Source organism: Pseudomonas sp. FeS53a (assembly GCF_000931385.1).
Taxonomy (GTDB): Bacteria; Pseudomonadota; Gammaproteobacteria; order Pseudomonadales; family Pseudomonadaceae; genus Metapseudomonas; species Metapseudomonas otitidis.
On the sequence record NZ_JYFT01000061.1, the window covers coordinates 107,298 to 125,362 of the forward strand.

Here is an 18,065-nt window from a genome sequence, read left to right on the forward strand (position 1 = left end):
ATCGGGGGCGGTGATGCTGGCTGCTCTCGATGTGGGGCCTCGCTCGCACGTGCTTCAGCGTGAAAAGCCGCTGCTCCCAACTGGGGGCGGCGGCTTCTATTGCGGCTGTATCGTGATCAGGCGCGGGCGCTGCGCACGCCGTCGGCCAGGGTCTTGCAGAGGGTGAGGACGCCGTCGACGGCCTGTTCGGCGGTTTCGGCCTTGGCGATCTGGTCCACCAGGGCGGAGCCCACCACCACGCCGTCGGCGAGGCGGGCGATGCTGGCGGCGTGTTCGGCGGTGCGGATGCCGAAGCCGATGGCCACCGGCAGGTCGGTGTGGCGGCGCAGGCGGGTCACGGCGGCCTGCACGTGCTCCAGGGTGGCGGAGCCGGCGCCGGTGACGCCGGCCACCGAGACGTAGTAGACGAAGCCGGAGCTGCCGGCGAGCACCGTCGGCAGGCGGGCGTCGTCGGTGGTCGGGGTGGTCAGGCGGACGAAGTCGATGCCGGCGTTCTGGGCCGGCAGGCACAGGTCGTCGTTATGTTCGGCCGGCAGGTCGACGACGATAAGGCCGTCCACGCCCGCGGCCTTGGCGTCGCTGACGAAGCGCTCGACGCCGTAGTGGTGGATGGGGTTGAAGTAGCCCATCAGCACCAGCGGGGTGCTCTGGTTGCCCTCGCGGAATTCCCGGACCATCTGCAGGGTCTTGGCCAGGTTCTGCTTGCCGGCCAGGGCGCGGATGTTGGCCAGCTGGATCGAGGGACCGTCGGCCATCGGGTCGGTGAAGGGCATGCCCAGTTCGATCACGTCGGCACCGGCCTCCGGCAGGCCCTTGAGGATCGCCAGGGAGGCGTCGTAGTTCGGGTCGCCGGCGGTGACGAAGGTCACCAGGGCTGCGCGGTTCTGCTGCTTCAGCTCGGCGAAGCGGGTCTGCAGGCGGCTCATCAGTGCTTCTCCTGGTTCTGTTGCATGTGGTGCATCACGGTCTGCATGTCCTTGTCGCCGCGGCCGGAGAGGTTGACCACCATGATGTGGTCCTTGGGCAGCGTGGGCGCGCGCTTGAACACTTCGGCCAGGGCGTGGGAGCTCTCCAGGGCCGGGATGATGCCTTCGAGGCGGCAGCACTGGTGGAAGGCTTCCAGGGCTTCGTGGTCGGTGATCGAGGTGTACTCGACGCGGCCGATGTCGTGCAGCCAGGCGTGTTCCGGGCCGATGCCGGGGTAGTCCAGGCCGGCGGAGATGGAGTGGGCGTCGATGATCTGGCCGTCGTCGTCCTGCAGCAGGAAGGTGCGGTTGCCGTGCAGCACGCCCGGTACGCCGCCGTTGAGGCTGGCGGCATGCTTGCCGGTCTCGATGCCGTGGCCGGCGGCTTCCACGCCGACGATCTGCACCGAGGCGTCGTCGAGGAAGGGGTGGAACAGGCCCATGGCGTTGGAGCCGCCGCCGATGCAGGCGACCAGGGAGTCGGGCAGGCGCCCTTCCTTCTCGGCCAGCTGCTCGCGGGTTTCCTTGCCGATCACGGCCTGGAAGTCACGGACCATGGCCGGGTACGGGTGCGGGCCGGCGACGGTGCCGATCAGGTAGAAGGTGGTGTCGACGTTGGTCACCCAGTCGCGCAGGGCCTCGTTCATGGCGTCCTTGAGGGTGCCGGTGCCGGCGGTGACCGGGATCACGGTGGCGCCCAGGAGCTTCATGCGGAACACGTTGGCCTGCTGGCGGTCGATGTCGGTGGTGCCCATGTACACCACGCATTCCATGCCGAAGCGGGCGGCCACGGTGGCAGTGGCCACGCCGTGCATGCCGGCGCCGGTCTCGGCGATGATGCGTTTCTTGCCCATGCGGCGGGCCAGGAGGATCTGGCCGATGCAGTTGTTGATCTTGTGCGCGCCAGTGTGGTTCAGCTCTTCGCGCTTGAGGTAGATCTTCGCGCCGCCGCAGTGCTCGGTCAGGCGCTCGGCGAAGTACAGCGGGCTCGGGCGGCCGACGTAGTCACGCTGGAAGTAGGCCAGCTCTTCGATGAAGGCCGGGTCTTCCTTGGCCTTCTCGTATTCGCGGGCCAGGTCGTGGATCAGCGGCATCAGGGTCTCGGCGACGTACTGGCCGCCGAAGGCGCCGAACAGGCCCTTGGCGTCCGGGCCGTTGCGATAGGAATTCTGTGAACCAGGCATGGCGGTCATCCGTTGGGTGGCTGGGACAATGGTGGCCAGTCTACGACTGGACGGGGCGGTAGAAAAACCGATAATTCCGCCTCGACGTGTGATTTTTACTCACAGGAAGATCGACGCATGAAACTGGGATGGTTGTGGGTGTTTCCCGCCCTGGGCGGTCTGATGATCGCGGGTGCGGTGGCGGTGCAGGTGGCGCGGCTGAGCGACCAGGCACGCATGACGCTGGCCTCGGCGGAGGTGATCGATATCAGCGGCGGCTGCCCGACGGTGGCCTTCCGCACGGCGGCGGGTGAGGCGGTGGAGCACACCAGCAGCGGCTGCAGCAGCCCGCCGGCCTTCGAGCTGGGCGAGTCGGCGAGGGTCTACTACGACCCGGCAGACCCCCGCGATGCGCACCTGGACAGCTTCGTCGACAACTGGGTCGGCTCCCTGGTGCTCGGTGGCATCGGTGCGGTGTTCGCCCTGATCGGCTCGTGCTTCGTGGTGCCGCCGCTGCTGGCCCGGCGCCGCGCCGCGCAACTGGCGGTGAGCGGCCAGGCGGTGATGGCCGAGGTGGTCGACGTACGGCTCAACGGCTCGCTGAGCGTCAACGGCCAGCACCCCTGGCGCATCGTGGCCCAGTGGAAGAACCCGGCCACCGGCAAGCTGCACCTGTTCAACAGCGAGAACCTCTGGTTCGACCCGTCCCGCTTCCTGCCTGACGATGGCTGGGTGCGGGTGCTGATCGACCCGGCCAACCCGCGCCGCTATGCCATGGACACGGCCTTCCTGCCGGAACTGGCGGACTGAGATGAGCCAGGACCTGCCCTCCCTCAACGCCCTGCGCGCCTTCGAGGCCGCGGCGCGGCTGCAGAGCATGAGCCGCGCCGCCGATGAACTGCACGTCACCCACGGGGCGGTGAGCCGCCAGGTGCGGCAGCTGGAGGAGTCCCTCGGCGTGGCGCTGTTCAGCAAGGACGGGCGCGGCGTAAAACTCACGGATGCTGGCCAGCGCCTGCGGGACGCCACGGCGGAGGCCTTCGAGCGCTTGCGCGGGGTCTGTGCGGACCTCGCACGGCGCAGCGACGAGGCGCCTTTCGTCCTCGCCTGCCCCGGCAGCCTGCTGGCGCGCTGGTTCATTCCGCGCCTGGACCGCCTCAACCGAGAGCTGCCGGACCTGCGCCTGCAACTGTCCGCCAGCGAGGGCGAGCTCGATCCACGGCGACCGGGGGTGGACGCCACCCTGTGCTTCGCCGCACCGCCCTGGCCGGCGGACCTGCGGGTGGTGGAACTGGCGGCGGAATCCATCGGCCCGGTGCTGAGCCCCCGCTACGCGCGGCATGACCGGCTGGCCGGTGCGCCACCCGTGGCCCTGCTGGACGAGGCGCTGCTGCACACCACTTCGCGGCCCCAGGCCTGGCCGCAATGGGCGGCAGCCCAGGGCCTGGCGGTGGATCGGCTGCGCCTCGGCCAGGGCTTCGAGCACCTCTACTACCTGCTGGAGGCGGCGGTGGCCGGCCTGGGCGTGGCCATCGCCCCGCAGCAGCTGGTGGCGGACGAACTGGCCTCGGGCCGCCTGGTGGCGCCCTGGGGCTTCGTCGAGACGCCCGCGCGCCTGGCGCTGTGGATCAACGGCCGGCAGGCCGATCGCCGCGCCGATGCCCTGGCGGGCTGGTTGCGCCAGGAGCTGGGGCGCTGACGTCTACGGCGTCACGCTTCTGCCCAGGGGGTGCAACTTTCCCGGGCCACGGCCGGTCACAGCGGGGCATGCTCAATGGAAGAAGGACGCGTCCATGCCCAAGTTTCCCCTTGCCGGCGCCCTGCTGGCCCTGACCCTTGCCCCCCTCGCCCAGGCCGAACCCGTGAGCATCGACGGCGTCGGCCTGACCCGTGACGTGCCCTGTCAGGGGCAGGACGTGGAGATCACCGGCTCCGCCAATCACATCCGCCTCACCGGCACCTGCGGTGCCGTCACCGTGTACGGCTCGGACCACCAGGTGAGCCTGGAACAGGGTGGGGCGCTGAGCGTTTCGGGTATTCAGAACCAGGTCACCGCCGGGCGCGTCGAGCGCCTGGAGGTGGACACGGCGAAGAACCGCGTCCAGGCGGCCCTCGAAGGCCGTGCCCCGAATCACGCGCTGTTGGAGGTCAGCGGCGCCGACCACAACCTGGAGCTGGTCTTCAGGGGGCCGGTCGTGGCGACCCTGTCGGGGGCTGACAACCTGCTGCGCTGGAGCGGTTCGGAGCCGCGGATCAGGGTTCAGGGCGTGGACAACCGTATCGAGCACCAGCCCTGATCACTCAGCGCCGCTGGGCGCGCGCCTGCAGCAGGCAGGCCAGGGCCATGGCGCCTGCCGCGCCCACGGCCAGGCCCGTCGCGGCCAGCGGGTGCCGGCGACCATAGGCGAGCGCGCCGCGCCCGGCCGTCCAGGCGCTGCGGGTCACCCATTCGCGCCCGTGGTCCAAGGCGCGGGCCATCTGTCCCGTTTCCGTCTTCAGCGTGGCCACTGCCTGCCCGGTGGCGGCCTCGGTGCGCCCGCGGATGTGGTCGATGCGGCCGCGCAGGTGGTCGATCTCCCGCTGGATGTCGTCGATGGCGCGCTGTTTGCGCCGGTTCATGAAGAACGCCATGGGGTGTCTCCTCTGTCGTGGGGTGTACGTTTTGCGACCACGGCAGCGCGAGTGAGTGCAGCTAATCTGAACTTATCGCCCGAGGCACGTGCCAGAACTGGCAGGCGAATCATCGTTAAGGCAAGGAGAACGGCTATGTCGGATCACCACACCTACAAGAAGATCGAGATCGTGGGCTCGTCCCGCACCAGCATCGAAGACGCCATCGGCAACGCGCTGGAGCAGGCGGCCAAGACCATCAAGCTGCTGGAGTGGTTCGAGGTGGTGGAAACCCGCGGCCACATCGAGAACGGCAAGGTGGGCCATTACCAGGTGACGCTGAAAGTAGGCTTCCGACTCAGCGATAGCTAACTGTCTGACAGAAATCCCCGGCACCTTGAGCTAGGCTGTTCGCGTTCGGCCGGGCCTGGGTGCCCGGCCAACCCCGGAGACGGGTCGTCTCCATGGCTCGCACGAGCCGTTTCTTTTCTGCAACGAGGGAGCGTTACCGATGAAAAAACTGCTGTTGGCTGCTGGTTTGTTCGCGCTCGCCGGTTCGGCCATGGCCGCTGGCAAGCCCTGTGAAGAGCTGAAGTCCGAGATCGACGCGAAGATCAAGGCCAAGGGTGCGACGTCCTACACCCTGGAGATCGTCGACAAGGGCAGCGTCACCGACAAGAAGGTGGTGGGCAGCTGCGAGGCGGGCACCAAGGAAATCGTCTACCAGCGCAAGTGATTCACCGTATCTGGGAAGAAGCCGGCTCGATGCCGGCTTTTTTCTGCGCGTTACCTTCAACTTGCAGGCGTTCCTTCTTTGCCGGAACGACCCGTCCGCAGCGGTGAGGGGCTTACCAGAAGGTGCCTGAGGCACGGAAAAGTGCCTTCTGGTCCGATCGAAAGGGGCAACTTAGAGTAGGCGCATCCTGTCCTACGGAAGGTCTTCCGCCTTCCCCTCGCAAGGCCCGATCACCATGACTGCGCTTTCCTCGCTTCCCCTTTCCGTCCTCGACCTGGCGCCGATCCGCGACCACGGCGGCCCCGCCCAGGCCCTGCACAACTCCCTGGCCCTGGCGCAGCACGTCGAGCGGCTGGGCTTCTCGCGCTTCTGGGTGGCCGAGCACCACAACATGGACGGCATCGCCAGCTCGGCGACCGCCGTGCTGCTGGGCTACCTCGCCGCCAACACCTCGACCCTGCGCCTTGGTTCCGGCGGGGTGATGCTGCCCAACCATGCGCCGCTGGTGGTGGCCGAGCAGTTCGGCACCCTGGCCACCCTCTACCCGGGCCGCATCGAGCTGGGCCTGGGGCGCGCGCCAGGGGCGGACCACTTCACCGCCCAGGCGCTGCGGCGCGACCGCCTGGGCAGCGCCGACGACTTCCCCCGTGACGTCGAGGAGCTGGAACGGCTGCTGGGCCCGCGCCAGGAGGGCCAGAAGGTGATCGCCATGCCCGGCATGGACACCCGCGTGCCGATCTGGCTGCTCGGCTCCAGCCTGTTCAGCGCCCAGCTGGCGGGCATGAAGGGCCTGCCCTACGCCTTCGCCTCGCACTTCGCCCCGCGCTACCTGCACGAGGCGATCCGCGTGTACCGCAACCATTTCCGCCCGTCCGAGGTGCTCGATGCGCCCTACGTGATGCTCGGCGTGCCGCTGGTGGCGGCGCCCACCGACGAGGAGGCGGAGTTCCTCGCCACCACCGTCTACCAGCGGGTGCTGGCGCTGATGCGCGGCGAGAGCCTGGTGCTGCGCCCGCCGGTGGAAAGCATGGCCGGGCGCTGGCTGCCTCACGAGAAGGAGGCGGTGGGCAGCTTCCTGGGGCTGGCGATGGTCGGCGGGCCGGAGAAGATCCGCAGCAAGCTGGAGGTGCTGCTGGAGCAGACCGGGGCGGACGAGCTGATCTTCACCTGCGACGTCTACCAGCACGAGCACCGCCTGCGGGCCTTCGACATCCTCGCCGGGTTGCGCGGCTGAGCGTCAGAGCGGGCCGCAGCCGAGCACGTCGCCCCGCGCCACCACCTGGCCCTGGGCGTCGCGCAGCAGCGCCTGGGCGCTCATCACCACCGGTCGGGCTTCCAGTCGATAGCGCTGGCCGGCGGCAAAGCCGTCGTAGCGGAAGCGGATGTGGCAGGTGAGCTGGGTCGGGCCGCTGCTGGTGTTGAAGCCGCCCCCGCCGGGGATGTCGAACTGGAAGCGGGTTTCCAGTTCATGGGCGCCGGGGCTGAGCTGGTAGAAGCGCCCGTCCCGGGTGCGCTCGCCATCCTGCCGGTTGGCCATCAGCGTGGTGCCCGGATCGCTGCGCAGCTCCACCCAGGCCTGGTTCGGGTCGGGCGTCGGCAACGGGCTGGCGCAGGCGCCGAGGCTGGCGAGCAGGAGCAGCAGGGCGGGCTTGTGCATGGCGATCACCTCGTGGGGCGGGCTCTCAGGATAAACCCGCCGGGGCGCGACGGCAGCCCCGTTCAGACATCACCGCAGCGGCCTTCACGGGCGCGGGCCACTTCCCGCTGGCGCTCGTCGTAGAGCCGCACCCAGGGGCGGAAACCGATCTCCCCGGCGCGCATCTCATAGCGCTGGCCGGCGGCGAAGTCGGCGTAGTCCAGGGTCAGCAGGCAGGTGCGGGCAAGGCTCGGCTGGGCGGTGCCGATGGCGCTGCCGTCCACGTCGAAGCGGTAGCGCACCTCCAGGGCGTGGCGCCCGGGCTGGACCTGGAAGTAGCGGTCGTCCTCCAGCGGGCGTTCGTCCACCCGTGCGGCCTCCAGTGCGCCCCGCTGCTGCGGGGCGAAGGCGATCCAGGCCTGGTCCGGGTCGGGGCTGGGCATGATCAGGCCGCAGCCGGCCAGGTTCAGGGGCAGGGCAAGGACGAGCAGGCGACGCATGGGCAACTCCTTCTGGCGTGGTCGGGGGCGTTGCGCTAGCTTCGGCGCATGCCGCCCTCCTCTTTTCTCGCCTTTCTCGACCGCTGCCGCACCCTCGCGGTTCCCTGGCTGCTCGCCCTGGTGCTGGGCGGTTGCTCGACGCTGGACTACTACGGGCAACTGGCCACCGGGCAGTGGCAGTTGCTGCGCGCCCGCGAACCGGTGGCGCGCATCGTCGCCGACCCGGCCCGTGACCCGGCGTTGCGCCAGCGCCTGGCCCTGGCGCAGGAAGCGCGGGACTACGCCAGCCAGCAGCTGGCCCTGCCGGACAACGGCAGCTACCGGGTCTATGCGGATATCCACAGGCCCTTCGTGGTGTGGAACCTGTTCGCCACGCCGGAGTTCTCCCTGGCGCCGGTCACCCACTGCTTCCCCATCGCCGGCTGCGTGGCCTACCGCGGCTACTACCAGCAGGGCCGGGCCCGGGGCGCGGCGGCGCTGATGCGCGAGGACGGCTTCGACGCCTGGGTCGGCGGCGTGGAGGCCTATTCCACCCTCGGCTGGTTCGATGACCCGATCCTCAGCAGCATGCTCGGTTGGGGCGAGGACCGGCTGGTGGCGGTGATCTTCCACGAGCTGGCCCACCAGCGGCTGTACGTGACCGACGACAGCGCCTTCAACGAGTCCTACGCCAGCTTCGTGGAGCGCGAGGGGCTGCGCCAATGGCGCGCCGCGCGGGGCCTGGCGACCGGGGAGGATCCGTCCCTGCGCCAGCGCGAGCAGTTCACCGCGCTGGTGCTGGCCAGCCGCGAGCGGCTCCAGGCGCTCTATGCCAGTGGTCGCCCGGACGCCGAACTGCGCGAGGCCAAGGCCGCCGAGTTCGAGCGCTTGCGGCGCGACTACCGTGCCCTGCGCGATGGCCCCTGGGGCGGCGTGGGGCGCTATGACGGCTGGATGGCGGGGCCGATGAACAACGCCAAGCTGTTGCCTTTCGGCCTCTACGACCGCTGGGTGCCGGCCTTCGCCGCGCTCTATAGCCAGGCGGACGGCTGGAGCGACTTCCATGCCCGGGTGGCGGCGCTGGCAGCCCTGCCGGTGGCGGCACGGGAGGCGCGCCTGGCCGAGCTGCAGGCGGCGAACTCCGCCCCGGCGGCTCCGGTCGAATGACAGCGGATTCGAGACAAGGGAGAGACGCACGATGAAGCGGTGGATGCTGGTGATGCTGTGTGGCCTGGCCTCGGGCGCGGCGATGGCCGCGCCCAAGCCGTGCGAGGAGCTGAAGGCCGAGATCGAGGTGAAGATCCAGGCCGCCGGGGTGACGGCCTACACCCTGGAGATCGTGCCCGCCAGCGAGGTGGAGGACCCCAACATGGTGGTCGGCTCCTGCGAGAACGGCACCCGCAAGATCCTCTACCAGCGCAACGGCAACTGACCTCAGCCGAAGGCGCGGTCCAGCTCGCCGAGGGTGGCGAAGTAGTAGGTCGGCGCCTCGGCCATCAGTTCCTCACGGCTGCCGAAGCCATAGCCGACGCCGGCGGCGTGCAGCCCGTTCTGGCTGGCGCCGATGAGGTCGTGCTTGCGGTCGCCGATCATCAGCGTGTCCGCCGGGTCCAGCCCCTCTTCCGCCAGCAGGTGGGCGATCAGCTCCACCTTGTGGGTGCGGGTGCCGTCCAGCTCGCTGCCGTAGATGTGCCGGAAGTGCCGGTCGAAGCCGAAGTGCCGGGCGATCTCCCGGGCGAACACGGTGGGCTTGCTGGTGGCGATGTACAGGGTGCGGCCCTGCTGGGCGAGGCGCGCGAGCAAGGGGTCGACGCCGTCGAACACGCGGTTCTCGTAGAGGCCGGTGACCTTGAAGCGGTCGCGGTAGTGGTTCACCGCGTCCCAGGCGCGTGCCTCGCTGAGGTCGTAGGTCTGCATGAAGCACTGCAGCAGCGGCGGGCCGATGAAGTGTTCCAGCTGTGTCAGGTCCGGCTCGTGGATGTCGAGCTGGGCCAGGGCGTACTGCACGGAGCGGGTGATGCCCTCGCGCGGGTCGGTGAGGGTGCCGTCGAGGTCGAAGAGGATGTTCTGGTAGCGCATGCGGTCCTGCTGTCTGGAAGGGGGCGGCTCAGGCGCCGGGGTGTTCGGCGAGGTGGTGATCCTTCAGCTTCACGTAGTTGGCGGCGCTGTAGGTGAAGAAGGCCTTTTCCTTGTCGGTCAGCGGGCGCGCCTGGCGCACCGGGCTGCCGACGTAGAGGTAGCCGGTGACCAGGCGCTTGCCCGGCGGCACCAGGCTGCCGGCGCCGAGCACCACGCCGTCCTCGATCACCGCGCCGTCCATCACGATGCAGCCCATGCCGATCAGCACCCGGCTGCCGATCCGGCACCCGTGGAGCAGGGCCTTGTGGCCGATGGTCACGTCGTCGCCGATCTCCAGCGGGAAGCCGTCGGGGTTGAACGGGCCGGCGTGGGTGATGTGCAGCACGCTGCCGTCCTGCACGCTGGTGCGGGCGCCGATGTGGATGCGGTGCATGTCGCCGCGGATGACCGCCAGCGGCCACACCGAGCTGTCCTCGCCCAGGTGCACGTCGCCGATCACCACGGCGGACGGATCGACGAAGACCCGCTCGCCCAGCTGGGGCGACAGGCCGCGGTAGGCTCTAATCGGGCTCATAGAAAGTCCTGTGGCTGTGGTGGAAGGCGATTGTAATTAAGATGCGGCCCACACGGTTCGGAGAACCCCTCTGGCACGTCGGTTTCCGGCTGTCGGAACACTATTTCTGCAAAGCTGTCAAGAATCTGGCATACTGGCTGGCCGCCTTTGGATAAGGAGAGTGTCATGTCCACCCTGCGTATCAGAGCTTCCGCACGTAAGGCTGAAGCCGAAGTGGCCCTGGAAACCCGTGCAACCCTCGATGATCAGGTCGCAGCATTCCTGCGCCAGGGAGGGGAGATCCAGAAGGTCGCCAAGGGGGTCAGCGGTTTACCACAGAACGGCGCCTGGTCCATGTCGCGGACCAGCAAGAAAAAGTGATTCGTCGAGGGGGCCTTGCGCCCCCTTCTTGTTTTTCCGAGCCTAGAACCCTTTTCCAAGACGCTACAGGTGAATGCCGTGAGTTCCAGCAATCCCCTCCTGCAAGATTTCGACCTGCCCCCCTATTCCGCCATCAAGCCCGAGCACGTCGAGCCCGCCGTCGACCAGATCCTGGCCGACAACCGCGCCGCCCTCGCTGCGCTGCTGGCCGGGCAGGACGGCACCCCCAGCTGGAAGGGCCTGGTGCTGGCGCTGGACGAACTGGGTGAGCGCCTGGGGCGTGCCTGGAGCCCGGTGAGCCACCTCAACGCCGTCTGCAACAGCGCCGAACTGCGCAATGCCTACGAGGCCTGCCTGCCCAAGCTGTCCGAATACTGGACCGAAATGGGCCAGAACCGCGCCCTGTTCCAGGCCTACGAGGCCCTGGCCGCCAGCCCCGAGGCCGCCGGCTTCGACGTGGCGCAGAAGACCATCCTCGAACACGCCCTGCGTGACTTCCGCCTCTCTGGCATCGACCTGCCCGCCGACAAGCAGCAGCGCTACGGCGAGATCCAGATGAAGCTCTCCGAGCTGGGCAGCCGCTTCTCCAACCAGCTATTGGACGCCACCCAGGCCTGGACCAAGCACGTCACCGACGAAGCCGCCCTCGCCGGCCTCACCGACTCGGCCAAGGCGCAGATGAAGCAGGCCGCCGAAGCCAAGGGCCTGGACGGCTGGCTGATCACCCTGGAATTCCCCAGCTACTACGCGGTGATGACCTACGCCGACGACCGCGCCCTGCGCGAAGAGGTCTACACCGCCTACGCCACCCGTGCCTCCGACCAGGGCCCCAACGCCGGCCAGAACGACAACGGCCCGGTGATGGCCGAGATCCTCGACCTGCGCCAGGAGCTGGCCCGCCTGCTGGGCTTCGCCCACTTCTCCGACCTGTCCCTGGCCACCAAGATGGCCGAGACCACCCCCCAGGTGCTCGGCTTCCTGCGGGACCTGGCCCAGCGCAGCAAGCCCTTCGCCGCCCGCGACCTGGACGAGCTCAAGGCTTTCGCCGCCGAACGTGGCGTTGCCGACCTGAAGAGCTGGGACGTCGGTTACTTCAGCGAGAAGCTGCGCGAGCAGCGCTACAGCATTTCCCAGGAAACGCTGCGCGCCTACTTCCCCATCGACAAGGTGCTCACCGGCCTGTTCGCCATCGTGCAGAAGCTCTACGGCATCGAGATCCGCGAACTCAGCGGCTTCGACACCTGGCACCCGGACGTGCGCCTGTTCGAGATCCGCGAGAACGGCGAGCACGTCGGCCGCTTCTTCTTCGACCTCTACGCCCGAGCCAACAAGCGCGGCGGCGCCTGGATGGACGGTGCCCGCGACAAGCGCCGCAACGCCCGTGGCGAACTGGTCGCCCCGGTGGCCAACCTGGTGTGCAACTTCACCCCGGCCGTCGGCGACAAGCCCGCGCTGCTGACCCACGACGAAGTCACCACCCTGTTCCACGAGTTCGGCCACGGCCTGCACCACCTGCTGACCCGCGTCGAGCACGCCGGCGCCTCCGGCATCAACGGCGTGGCCTGGGACGCCGTCGAGCTGCCCAGCCAGTTCATGGAGAACTGGTGCTGGGAGCCGGAAGGCCTGGCGCTGATCTCCGGCCACTACCAGAGCGGCGAACCCCTGCCCCAGGACCTGCTGGACAAGATGCTGGCGGCGAAGAACTTCCAGTCCGGCCTGATGATGGTCCGCCAGCTCGAGTTCTCCCTGTTCGACTTCGAACTGCATGCCACCCACGGCGACGGCCGCAGCGTGCTCGACGTGCTGGAAGCGGTGCGTGACGAAGTGGCAGTGATGCGCCCACCGGCGTTCAACCGCTTCGCCAACAGCTTCGCGCACATCTTCGCCGGGGGTTACGCCGCCGGTTACTACAGCTACAAGTGGGCCGAAGTGCTCTCCGCCGACGCCTTCTCCAAGTTCGAGGAAGAGGGCGTGCTCAACCCGGCCACCGGCCGTGCCTTCCGCGACGCCATCCTCGCTCGGGGCGGTTCCCAGGCGCCCATGGTGCTGTTCGTCGACTTCCGTGGTCGCGAGCCCTCCATCGACGCCCTGCTGCGCCACAGCGGCCTCACGGAGGACGCGGCATGACCGCCACGCCGAAGCGCTTCATCGCCGGGGCCGTGTGCCCCGCCTGCAGCGAGATGGACAAGATCCAGATGTGGGACGAAGACGGCGTGCCGCACCGCCAGTGCGTCGGCTGCGGCTACGCCGACACCCTCAACGCCCAGGGCCAGTCGGTGCCCAAGGAGCTCGGCACCCGGGTCAACCAGGCCAAGCCCAAACCGGCCGACCCGAAGGTGCAGAGCGTGCAGTTCTTCCCCAATCCCAAGCTGAAGAAATCCAGCGAGTAGCGACAAGGCCAAGGAGGGCGTCATGTGGCACCTGGTATGCGGTGACAACGCGGCCGAAGGCGTCGGCATCGTCCTCGGCGATTCCGTGGCCCATGAGTGGCTGCGGGTGCTGCGTGACGACCTCGCCGTCGGCCCGCTGAAGGACATCGAGCAGCCGCCCTGCGCCCGCCGGGCTGCCTTCTGGCGGGCGGTCTGGCCGGAGGGCGCGCTCCCGATACCGGACTTCGAGCGTGACCTGGGAGCGGATGCGCAGTGGCTCGCCGGGTTGGCTGATCAGGACCATGGGGTGACCGTCTGGCACGGCGACAGCGCCTCCGAGCAGTTGCTGCTGGCCCGCGTTGCAGCGGTGCTGGAGCACAGCGACCTGCCGTTCTGGGAGGTGCCCTGCGGCAGCGGCGACAGCAGCGTCACCCACCGCCGCGCGGTGGCCATGCACACGCCGACCGACCTGGCCGAGCGCTACCTGCCGAGGCAGGTGGGGCCCGAGCGCCGCCATTACCTGGCGACCCAATGGCGCAGCGTGCTGGCCGAAGGTGCCGGCATCCGACGTTGGCGGCAGGAGGTCTTCCATGGTGAGGACTTCAGTTTCATTGATGCCGATCTCTTACAAGGCTGTAGCTCCGAATGGCTTCCTTTAGCCCAAGTAATTGGCGGTGCGATGGCACGTTGCGACGGTTTTTTCGCCACCGATCTGTTCCTCTTCTGGCGCATACGAGAGCTGGTCAAACAGGGGCTTGTGGCGATTGATGGGGGCACTGGTGCCAGCGGCCTTGCTGGTTTGCGTACAAGGCTGCGCCATCGAACTGACTAAATTGCGCTGCGGGCAGCGAAGTTCTCTCTAAGTCCATGTTGGTTACCAACAGGAGGTGCCATGCACGGCCCCGACCCTCGCAACCCGCACCCCATGGCGGGCTTCCCCTAGGTCTGTTTCATCCGCAACACGGTGAGCAACCCGCAGATCGAGATCGGCGAATACACCTACTACGACGACCCGGAGGATTCGGAGCACTTCGAGCGCAACGTGCTCTACCTCTTCCCCTTCATCGGTGACCGCCTGGTGATCGGGCGCTTCTGCGCCATCGCCCGTGGGGTGAAGTTCATCATGAACGGCGCCAACCACAAGCTCTCCGGCTTCTCCACCTACCCCTTCCAGATCTTCGGCGGTGGCTGGGAACACCACATGCCCGACCTGTCGGAGTTCCCCAACAAGGGCGACACCCTGATTGGCAACGACGTGTGGATCGGCTACGAGGCGCTGATCATGCCCGGGGTGAAGATCGGCGACGGCGCCATCATCTCCTCCCGCTCGGTGGTGACCCGCGACGTGCCGCCCTACACCGTGGTCGGCGGCAACCCGGCCGAGCCGCTGAAGCAGCGCTTCCCCGATGCGGTGGTGGAGCGCCTGCTGGCCATCGCCTGGTGGGACTGGCCGGTGGAGAAGGTCAGCCGGCACCTGGCGGCGATCATGGCGGCCGACCTCGATGCCCTGGAGCGCTGCGCCTGCGAGGCGTGAGGCGAACTGCGTCACTTCCGCCGTGCTGTCGCCTTGCCCGGACGCGGGGCCGGGAGTAGTTTTCCCGGCTGTGCCGCCGCGCACAGGGAGCTGCAGCACGACGCAGCGACAGCGCAAGGAGATTCCCCCAGTGCCCACCTTCACCCGAAACAACAAGCCGGTCGTCGGCACCGTCCAGCTGGTGGTCGGCAACGTCCTCAGGCTGCGGCTGAATGGCCTCGGCCCGGGCAAGAAGCACTACGTGGTCAAGAGCGCCAACGCCTGCATCGAGGTCAAGCAGAACCCCAACGACCGCCAGTCGGAACAGACCGTCGTCCTCACGGCCCTGCGGGCCTGCCCGGCCGTTCGGGTCGAGGCGTTCTCGGCGGTCGACGGGCTGCCATCGGGCATCCACGTGTCCATCGAGGTGATCGACAAGCTCGGCCTGCCCGACCCGGCCACCGACGAAGGTTGCCTGGCGCGGCTGCTGCTCGCCGAGTCCATCGCGCCCAAACCCAACACAGACAATGCCGAGGCGCTGAAGTCCATGCAGTGGATGCGCCAGGTGATCGAGAACCGCATGACGTTCTCCGAACCCAAACACTTCGGCAAACCCGCCGGCAAGACCATGACGGCCTTCATCACCGCCAAGGAACCCTTGCAGTTCGAAGGCTTCGGCAACTACCCGAACCTCGGTGCCAAGCAGACCAACATCGACGAATTCCTGCGGCTGGCCAACGACGGCAGCGACATCCGCTTCGAGCGCATGCGCCAGCACGTGCAGAACGCCCTGGACGTGGCCAGCGGCGCCAAGCTGGGCGCCCCGGCGCCGTCCAAGGTGTTCGCCTGGCGGACCAGCAACTCCGGCAGCCCGGGTGGCAACTTCGTCAAGGTGGCGGACGTGGGCGGCCAGGCCTTCTTCACCCTCACCCAGGCCTTCATCGACAACCCCAACAACCCGGGTAAACCGAAGAAATGAACAGCCCACGCCTGGCCGGATGGCTCTCCGGCACCCTGCTCTTCGCGGCCCTCGGCCTGTGCGCGGCCGAATCCTTCGGCCCCTCGGTGTTCTCCGACCAGGTGGCCCGCTTCGACATCAACGCGGACAAGGCCTTCGCCAACCCCGAGCAGGACATGCGCTACCTGCTGGTGCAGGCCCAGCGCAACGACCGGCCCAACCACTTCTGCGTGGTCGGCTACCAGTGGGCGGACGGCTCGCGCAAGGCGGCGGTGCACTGGCAGGAGGGCGAACGCATCGTCCTCTGGGGCGGCAAGTCCGGCTGGGGCGATGAGTTCAAGTACGCCGACTCCATGGCCATGGCCAATTCGGTGGACCTCAAGAACGGCCTGGTGGACACCGACGAGCAGCGCTTCGGCAGCAGCTTCCTGCAGCTGCGCGCCTCCGCCGAAGGCACGCTGGCCGACTGCAAGGCCCATGGCCGGCAGTACCTGATCGAGCCGTTCACGCCGCCGAGCGAGGACGAATAGGGCTTTCCGACGAAAACCGTCTGGCGCATGGCGCTGTCTGAATATACTGTTTATGCATACAGTATTTTCGGAGCGCCCCGCCATGTCCGTCACCCTCCCGCCCCGTGGTCGGGGAACCGGCAGCAACCCCTACAACCGCTTCGCCCCGACCCTCTCGGTGGCCGAGGACGACGGCTGGTACCAGGAAGTGCCGCCGACCCGCGCCACCGAGGTGCGCATCGAGACAGCCAAGAGCATCATCGCCCGCAACCAGTCGCCGGACCTGCCCTTCGACCGCTCCATCAACCCCTACCGTGGCTGCGAGCACGGCTGCATCTACTGCTACGCGCGGCCCAGCCACGCCTATTGGGACCTGTCGCCGGGCATCGACTTCGAGACCCGGCTGATCGCCAAGACCAACGCCGCCGCCCTGCTGGAGCAGCAGCTGAGCAAGCCCGGCTACCAGTGCGCGCCCATCGCCCTGGGGGCCAACACCGACCCCTACCAGCCCATCGAGCGCGAGCACCGCATCACCCGCCAGGTGCTGGAAGTGCTGCTGCGCTACCGCCATCCGCTGACCATCGTCACCAAGGGCTCGCTGCTGCTGCGTGACCTCGACCTGCTGACCCAGCTGGCCGAGCAGCGCCTGGTGAAGGTGATGATCAGCCTCACCACCCTCGACGATGAGCTCAAGCGCATCCTCGAACCGCGCGCGGCGGCGCCCTCCGCGCGGCTGCGGGCGATCCGTGTGCTGCGCGAGAACCGCGTGCCGGTGGGCGTGCTGTGCTCGCCGATGATCCCGATGATCAACGACAGCGAACTGGAGAGCCTGCTGGAGGCGGCCCGCGATGCCGGCGCACGCAGCGCCTCCTACATGCTGGTGCGCCTGCCCCGGGAGGTGGCGCCGCTGTTCGAGGAATGGCTCCAGGCTCACTACCCGCAACGCGCGGCCCACGTGATGAGCATCATCCGCCAGTGCCGGGGCGGCGAGGTGTACGACAGCCGCTTCGGCAAGCGCTTCACCGGCGAAGGCGCCTTTGCCGCACTGCTGGCCCAGCGCTTCGCCGTGGCCATGCGTCGCCTGGGGCTGGAGAAGCGCGGTGACGTGGCGCTGGACTGCTCGCGCTTCTGCCCGCCCGGCGGGCAGATGGCGCTGCTGTGAGCGATGGGATGAACGGCACGGGTTTTACGCGCCCGGTGTGTGACCGCAACGCGCCGAACGGTGTCCTGTAGGGGGTCGGATAAATCCGACCGTATCGGTAAAGTAATCCCACTTACCCCTACAGAGTCCAAGGCGAACGAGGTCGGCATGAGCGACGAGCACGATACCCCGCAACCCCAGGAAAGCGCCGAAGAAGCGCTGCGCAACATCGTCGAAGGTTTCCAGCGTTTCCGCGACCAGGTCTATCCGGAGCAGGAAGAGCTGTTCAAGCGCCTGGCCCATGAGCAGAAACCCCGCGCCATGTTCATCACCTGCGCCGACTCGCGCATCGTCCCGGAGCTGATCACCCAGAGCTCGCCGGGCGACCTGTTCGTCACCCGCAACGTCGGCAACGTGGTGCCGCCCTACGGCCAGATGAACGGCGGCGTCTCCACCGCCATCGAGTTCGCCGTCATGGCCCTCGGCGTGCACCACATCATCATCTGCGGCCACTCCGACTGCGGCGCGATGAAGGCGGTGCTCAACCCCGAGCAGCTGGAGCGCATGCCCACCGTCAAGGCCTGGCTGCGCCACGCCGAAGTGGCCCGCACCGTGGTCGCCGAGAACTGCGGCTGCGCCAACCACGAGACCCTGGGCGTGCTGACCGAGGAGAACGTGGTGGCCCAGCTGGACCACCTGCGCACCCACCCCTCGGTGGCCGCACGCCTGGCCAGCGGGCAGCTGTTCATCCACGGCTGGGTCTACGACATCGAGACCGCCGCCATCCGCGCCTACGACGCCGAGAGCGGCCGTTTCCGCACCATCGGCGACGGCCCGCTGCCGATGGCCACGCCCCGCGCCCGCTACCTGTAAGCCCCCGGCGCCCCGGCTGCGGCCGGGGCGCTGCGCGTCTCCTCCCTCTTCCCGTCCCCGCTGTTCCCCTCCGTTTCGCCCCCTTCCCGGCGCGTTGCGC

24 protein-coding genes are annotated in these 18,065 nt (G+C 68.3%); 17 read left to right on the forward strand and 7 right to left on the reverse strand.

Annotated elements, in window-relative coordinates; all coding sequences use genetic code 11:
* Positions 1-116: 116 nt before the first annotated feature.
* A complete protein-coding gene (gene trpA / locus SZ55_RS19450; protein WP_044410143.1) occupies positions 117-926 on the reverse strand; it encodes a tryptophan synthase subunit alpha in 810 nt (269 codons plus the stop codon).
* The gene (trpB, locus tag SZ55_RS19455) at positions 926-2,149 is read right to left on the reverse strand and encodes a tryptophan synthase subunit beta (RefSeq protein ID WP_044410145.1); all 1,224 of its coding nucleotides are present in this window, start codon (positions 2,147-2,149) and stop codon (positions 926-928) included. Before trpB ends, trpA begins: the two co-directional genes overlap by 1 nt.
* Before the next feature lie 117 nt (positions 2,150-2,266).
* Between trpB and SZ55_RS19460 the strand changes: the two genes are divergently transcribed.
* From SZ55_RS19460 to SZ55_RS19470, 3 genes are all read left to right on the forward strand, one after another.
* Positions 2,267-2,938: a DUF3592 domain-containing protein gene (locus tag SZ55_RS19460; protein WP_044410148.1), complete on the forward strand. Its 672-nt coding sequence runs from the start codon at positions 2,267-2,269 to the stop codon at positions 2,936-2,938.
* Position 2,939: 1 nt separating this feature from the next.
* Entirely contained in the window at positions 2,940-3,827 is an 888-nt protein-coding gene (locus SZ55_RS19465) for a LysR family transcriptional regulator (protein WP_044410151.1), read from the forward strand.
* Between the two features lie 94 nt (positions 3,828-3,921).
* The gene (locus SZ55_RS19470) at positions 3,922-4,425 is read left to right on the forward strand and encodes a DUF3060 domain-containing protein (protein ID WP_044410154.1); all 504 of its coding nucleotides are present in this window, start codon (positions 3,922-3,924) and stop codon (positions 4,423-4,425) included.
* A 4-nt stretch (positions 4,426-4,429) separates the two neighbouring features.
* Here the strand turns inward: SZ55_RS19470 and SZ55_RS19475 are convergent, their stop codons facing one another.
* A complete protein-coding gene (locus SZ55_RS19475; protein WP_152644520.1) occupies positions 4,430-4,747 on the reverse strand; it encodes a hypothetical protein in 318 nt (105 codons plus the stop codon).
* Positions 4,748-4,894: 147 nt separating this feature from the next.
* Between SZ55_RS19475 and SZ55_RS19480 the strand changes: the two genes are divergently transcribed.
* From SZ55_RS19480 to SZ55_RS19490, 3 genes are all read left to right on the forward strand, one after another.
* Positions 4,895-5,110, forward strand: a complete 216-nt coding sequence (locus tag SZ55_RS19480) for a dodecin (RefSeq protein WP_044410160.1) — start codon at positions 4,895-4,897, stop codon at positions 5,108-5,110.
* Between the two features lie 139 nt (positions 5,111-5,249).
* On the forward strand, positions 5,250-5,474 hold the full coding sequence (locus SZ55_RS19485) for a DUF1161 domain-containing protein (protein ID WP_044410163.1): 225 nt from the start codon (positions 5,250-5,252) through the stop codon (positions 5,472-5,474).
* A gap of 235 nt (positions 5,475-5,709) precedes the next feature.
* On the forward strand, positions 5,710-6,708 hold the full coding sequence (locus SZ55_RS19490) for an LLM class flavin-dependent oxidoreductase (RefSeq protein ID WP_044410165.1): 999 nt from the start codon (positions 5,710-5,712) through the stop codon (positions 6,706-6,708).
* Positions 6,709-6,711: 3 nt separating this feature from the next.
* Here SZ55_RS19490 and SZ55_RS19495 read toward each other — a convergent pair whose 3' ends face one another.
* The gene (locus SZ55_RS19495; protein ID WP_044410169.1) at positions 6,712-7,131 is read right to left on the reverse strand and encodes a PA0061/PA0062 family lipoprotein; all 420 of its coding nucleotides are present in this window, start codon (positions 7,129-7,131) and stop codon (positions 6,712-6,714) included.
* A 62-nt stretch (positions 7,132-7,193) separates the two neighbouring features.
* Positions 7,194-7,610 (reverse strand): PA0061/PA0062 family lipoprotein, encoded by a 417-nt coding sequence (locus SZ55_RS19500; protein WP_044410171.1) that lies wholly within the window; start codon positions 7,608-7,610, stop codon positions 7,194-7,196.
* Positions 7,611-7,658: 48 nt separating this feature from the next.
* On the opposite strand from SZ55_RS19500, the gene SZ55_RS19505 reads away from it, so the two are divergent.
* The gene (locus tag SZ55_RS19505) at positions 7,659-8,756 is read left to right on the forward strand and encodes an aminopeptidase (protein ID WP_044410174.1); all 1,098 of its coding nucleotides are present in this window, start codon (positions 7,659-7,661) and stop codon (positions 8,754-8,756) included.
* A 31-nt stretch (positions 8,757-8,787) separates the two neighbouring features.
* Entirely contained in the window at positions 8,788-9,021 is a 234-nt protein-coding gene (locus SZ55_RS19510) for a DUF1161 domain-containing protein (protein ID WP_044410177.1), read from the forward strand.
* A 2-nt stretch (positions 9,022-9,023) separates the two neighbouring features.
* On the opposite strand, the gene SZ55_RS19515 is transcribed toward SZ55_RS19510, so the two are convergent.
* Complete coding sequence (locus tag SZ55_RS19515) at positions 9,024-9,668, reverse strand: HAD family hydrolase (protein WP_044410180.1); 645 nt, start codon at positions 9,666-9,668, stop codon at positions 9,024-9,026.
* Positions 9,669-9,696: 28 nt separating this feature from the next.
* Positions 9,697-10,242, reverse strand: a complete 546-nt coding sequence (locus SZ55_RS19520; RefSeq protein WP_044410183.1) for a gamma carbonic anhydrase family protein — start codon at positions 10,240-10,242, stop codon at positions 9,697-9,699.
* A 165-nt stretch (positions 10,243-10,407) separates the two neighbouring features.
* Here SZ55_RS19520 and SZ55_RS19525 point away from each other — a divergent pair, with 165 nt between their 5' ends.
* The 9 genes from SZ55_RS19525 (at position 10,408) to SZ55_RS19565 (ending at position 17,965) form a co-directional block, all read left to right on the forward strand.
* Positions 10,408-10,602, forward strand: coding sequence for a hypothetical protein (locus SZ55_RS19525; protein WP_044410186.1), 195 nt, complete (start codon positions 10,408-10,410; stop codon positions 10,600-10,602).
* A gap of 78 nt (positions 10,603-10,680) precedes the next feature.
* Positions 10,681-12,729 carry an oligopeptidase A gene (gene prlC / locus SZ55_RS19530; RefSeq protein WP_044410275.1) on the forward strand — a complete coding sequence of 683 codons (2,049 nt, stop codon included), beginning with the start codon at positions 10,681-10,683 and terminating at the stop codon, positions 12,727-12,729.
* Positions 12,726-12,992 carry a YheV family putative zinc ribbon protein gene (locus SZ55_RS19535; protein WP_044410189.1) on the forward strand — a complete coding sequence of 89 codons (267 nt, stop codon included), beginning with the start codon at positions 12,726-12,728 and terminating at the stop codon, positions 12,990-12,992. Before prlC ends, SZ55_RS19535 begins: the two co-directional genes overlap by 4 nt.
* Before the next feature lie 22 nt (positions 12,993-13,014).
* On the forward strand, positions 13,015-13,803 hold the full coding sequence (locus SZ55_RS19540) for a DUF1835 domain-containing protein (protein WP_044410192.1): 789 nt from the start codon (positions 13,015-13,017) through the stop codon (positions 13,801-13,803).
* A gap of 120 nt (positions 13,804-13,923) precedes the next feature.
* Entirely contained in the window at positions 13,924-14,505 is a 582-nt protein-coding gene (locus SZ55_RS28895; protein ID WP_442963706.1) for a CatB-related O-acetyltransferase, read from the forward strand.
* Positions 14,506-14,635: 130 nt separating this feature from the next.
* Positions 14,636-15,463 carry a hypothetical protein gene (locus SZ55_RS19550; RefSeq protein WP_044410196.1) on the forward strand — a complete coding sequence of 276 codons (828 nt, stop codon included), beginning with the start codon at positions 14,636-14,638 and terminating at the stop codon, positions 15,461-15,463.
* Complete coding sequence (locus tag SZ55_RS19555) at positions 15,460-15,972, forward strand: hypothetical protein (protein WP_052807633.1); 513 nt, start codon at positions 15,460-15,462, stop codon at positions 15,970-15,972. The genes SZ55_RS19550 and SZ55_RS19555 overlap by 4 nt, the downstream gene beginning before the upstream one ends.
* A gap of 82 nt (positions 15,973-16,054) precedes the next feature.
* Positions 16,055-17,113: a PA0069 family radical SAM protein gene (locus SZ55_RS19560; protein WP_044410199.1), complete on the forward strand. Its 1,059-nt coding sequence runs from the start codon at positions 16,055-16,057 to the stop codon at positions 17,111-17,113.
* 147 nt (positions 17,114-17,260) lie between these two features.
* Positions 17,261-17,965, forward strand: coding sequence for a carbonic anhydrase (locus tag SZ55_RS19565; protein WP_044410202.1), 705 nt, complete (start codon positions 17,261-17,263; stop codon positions 17,963-17,965).
* Positions 17,966-18,065 lie beyond the last annotated feature (100 nt).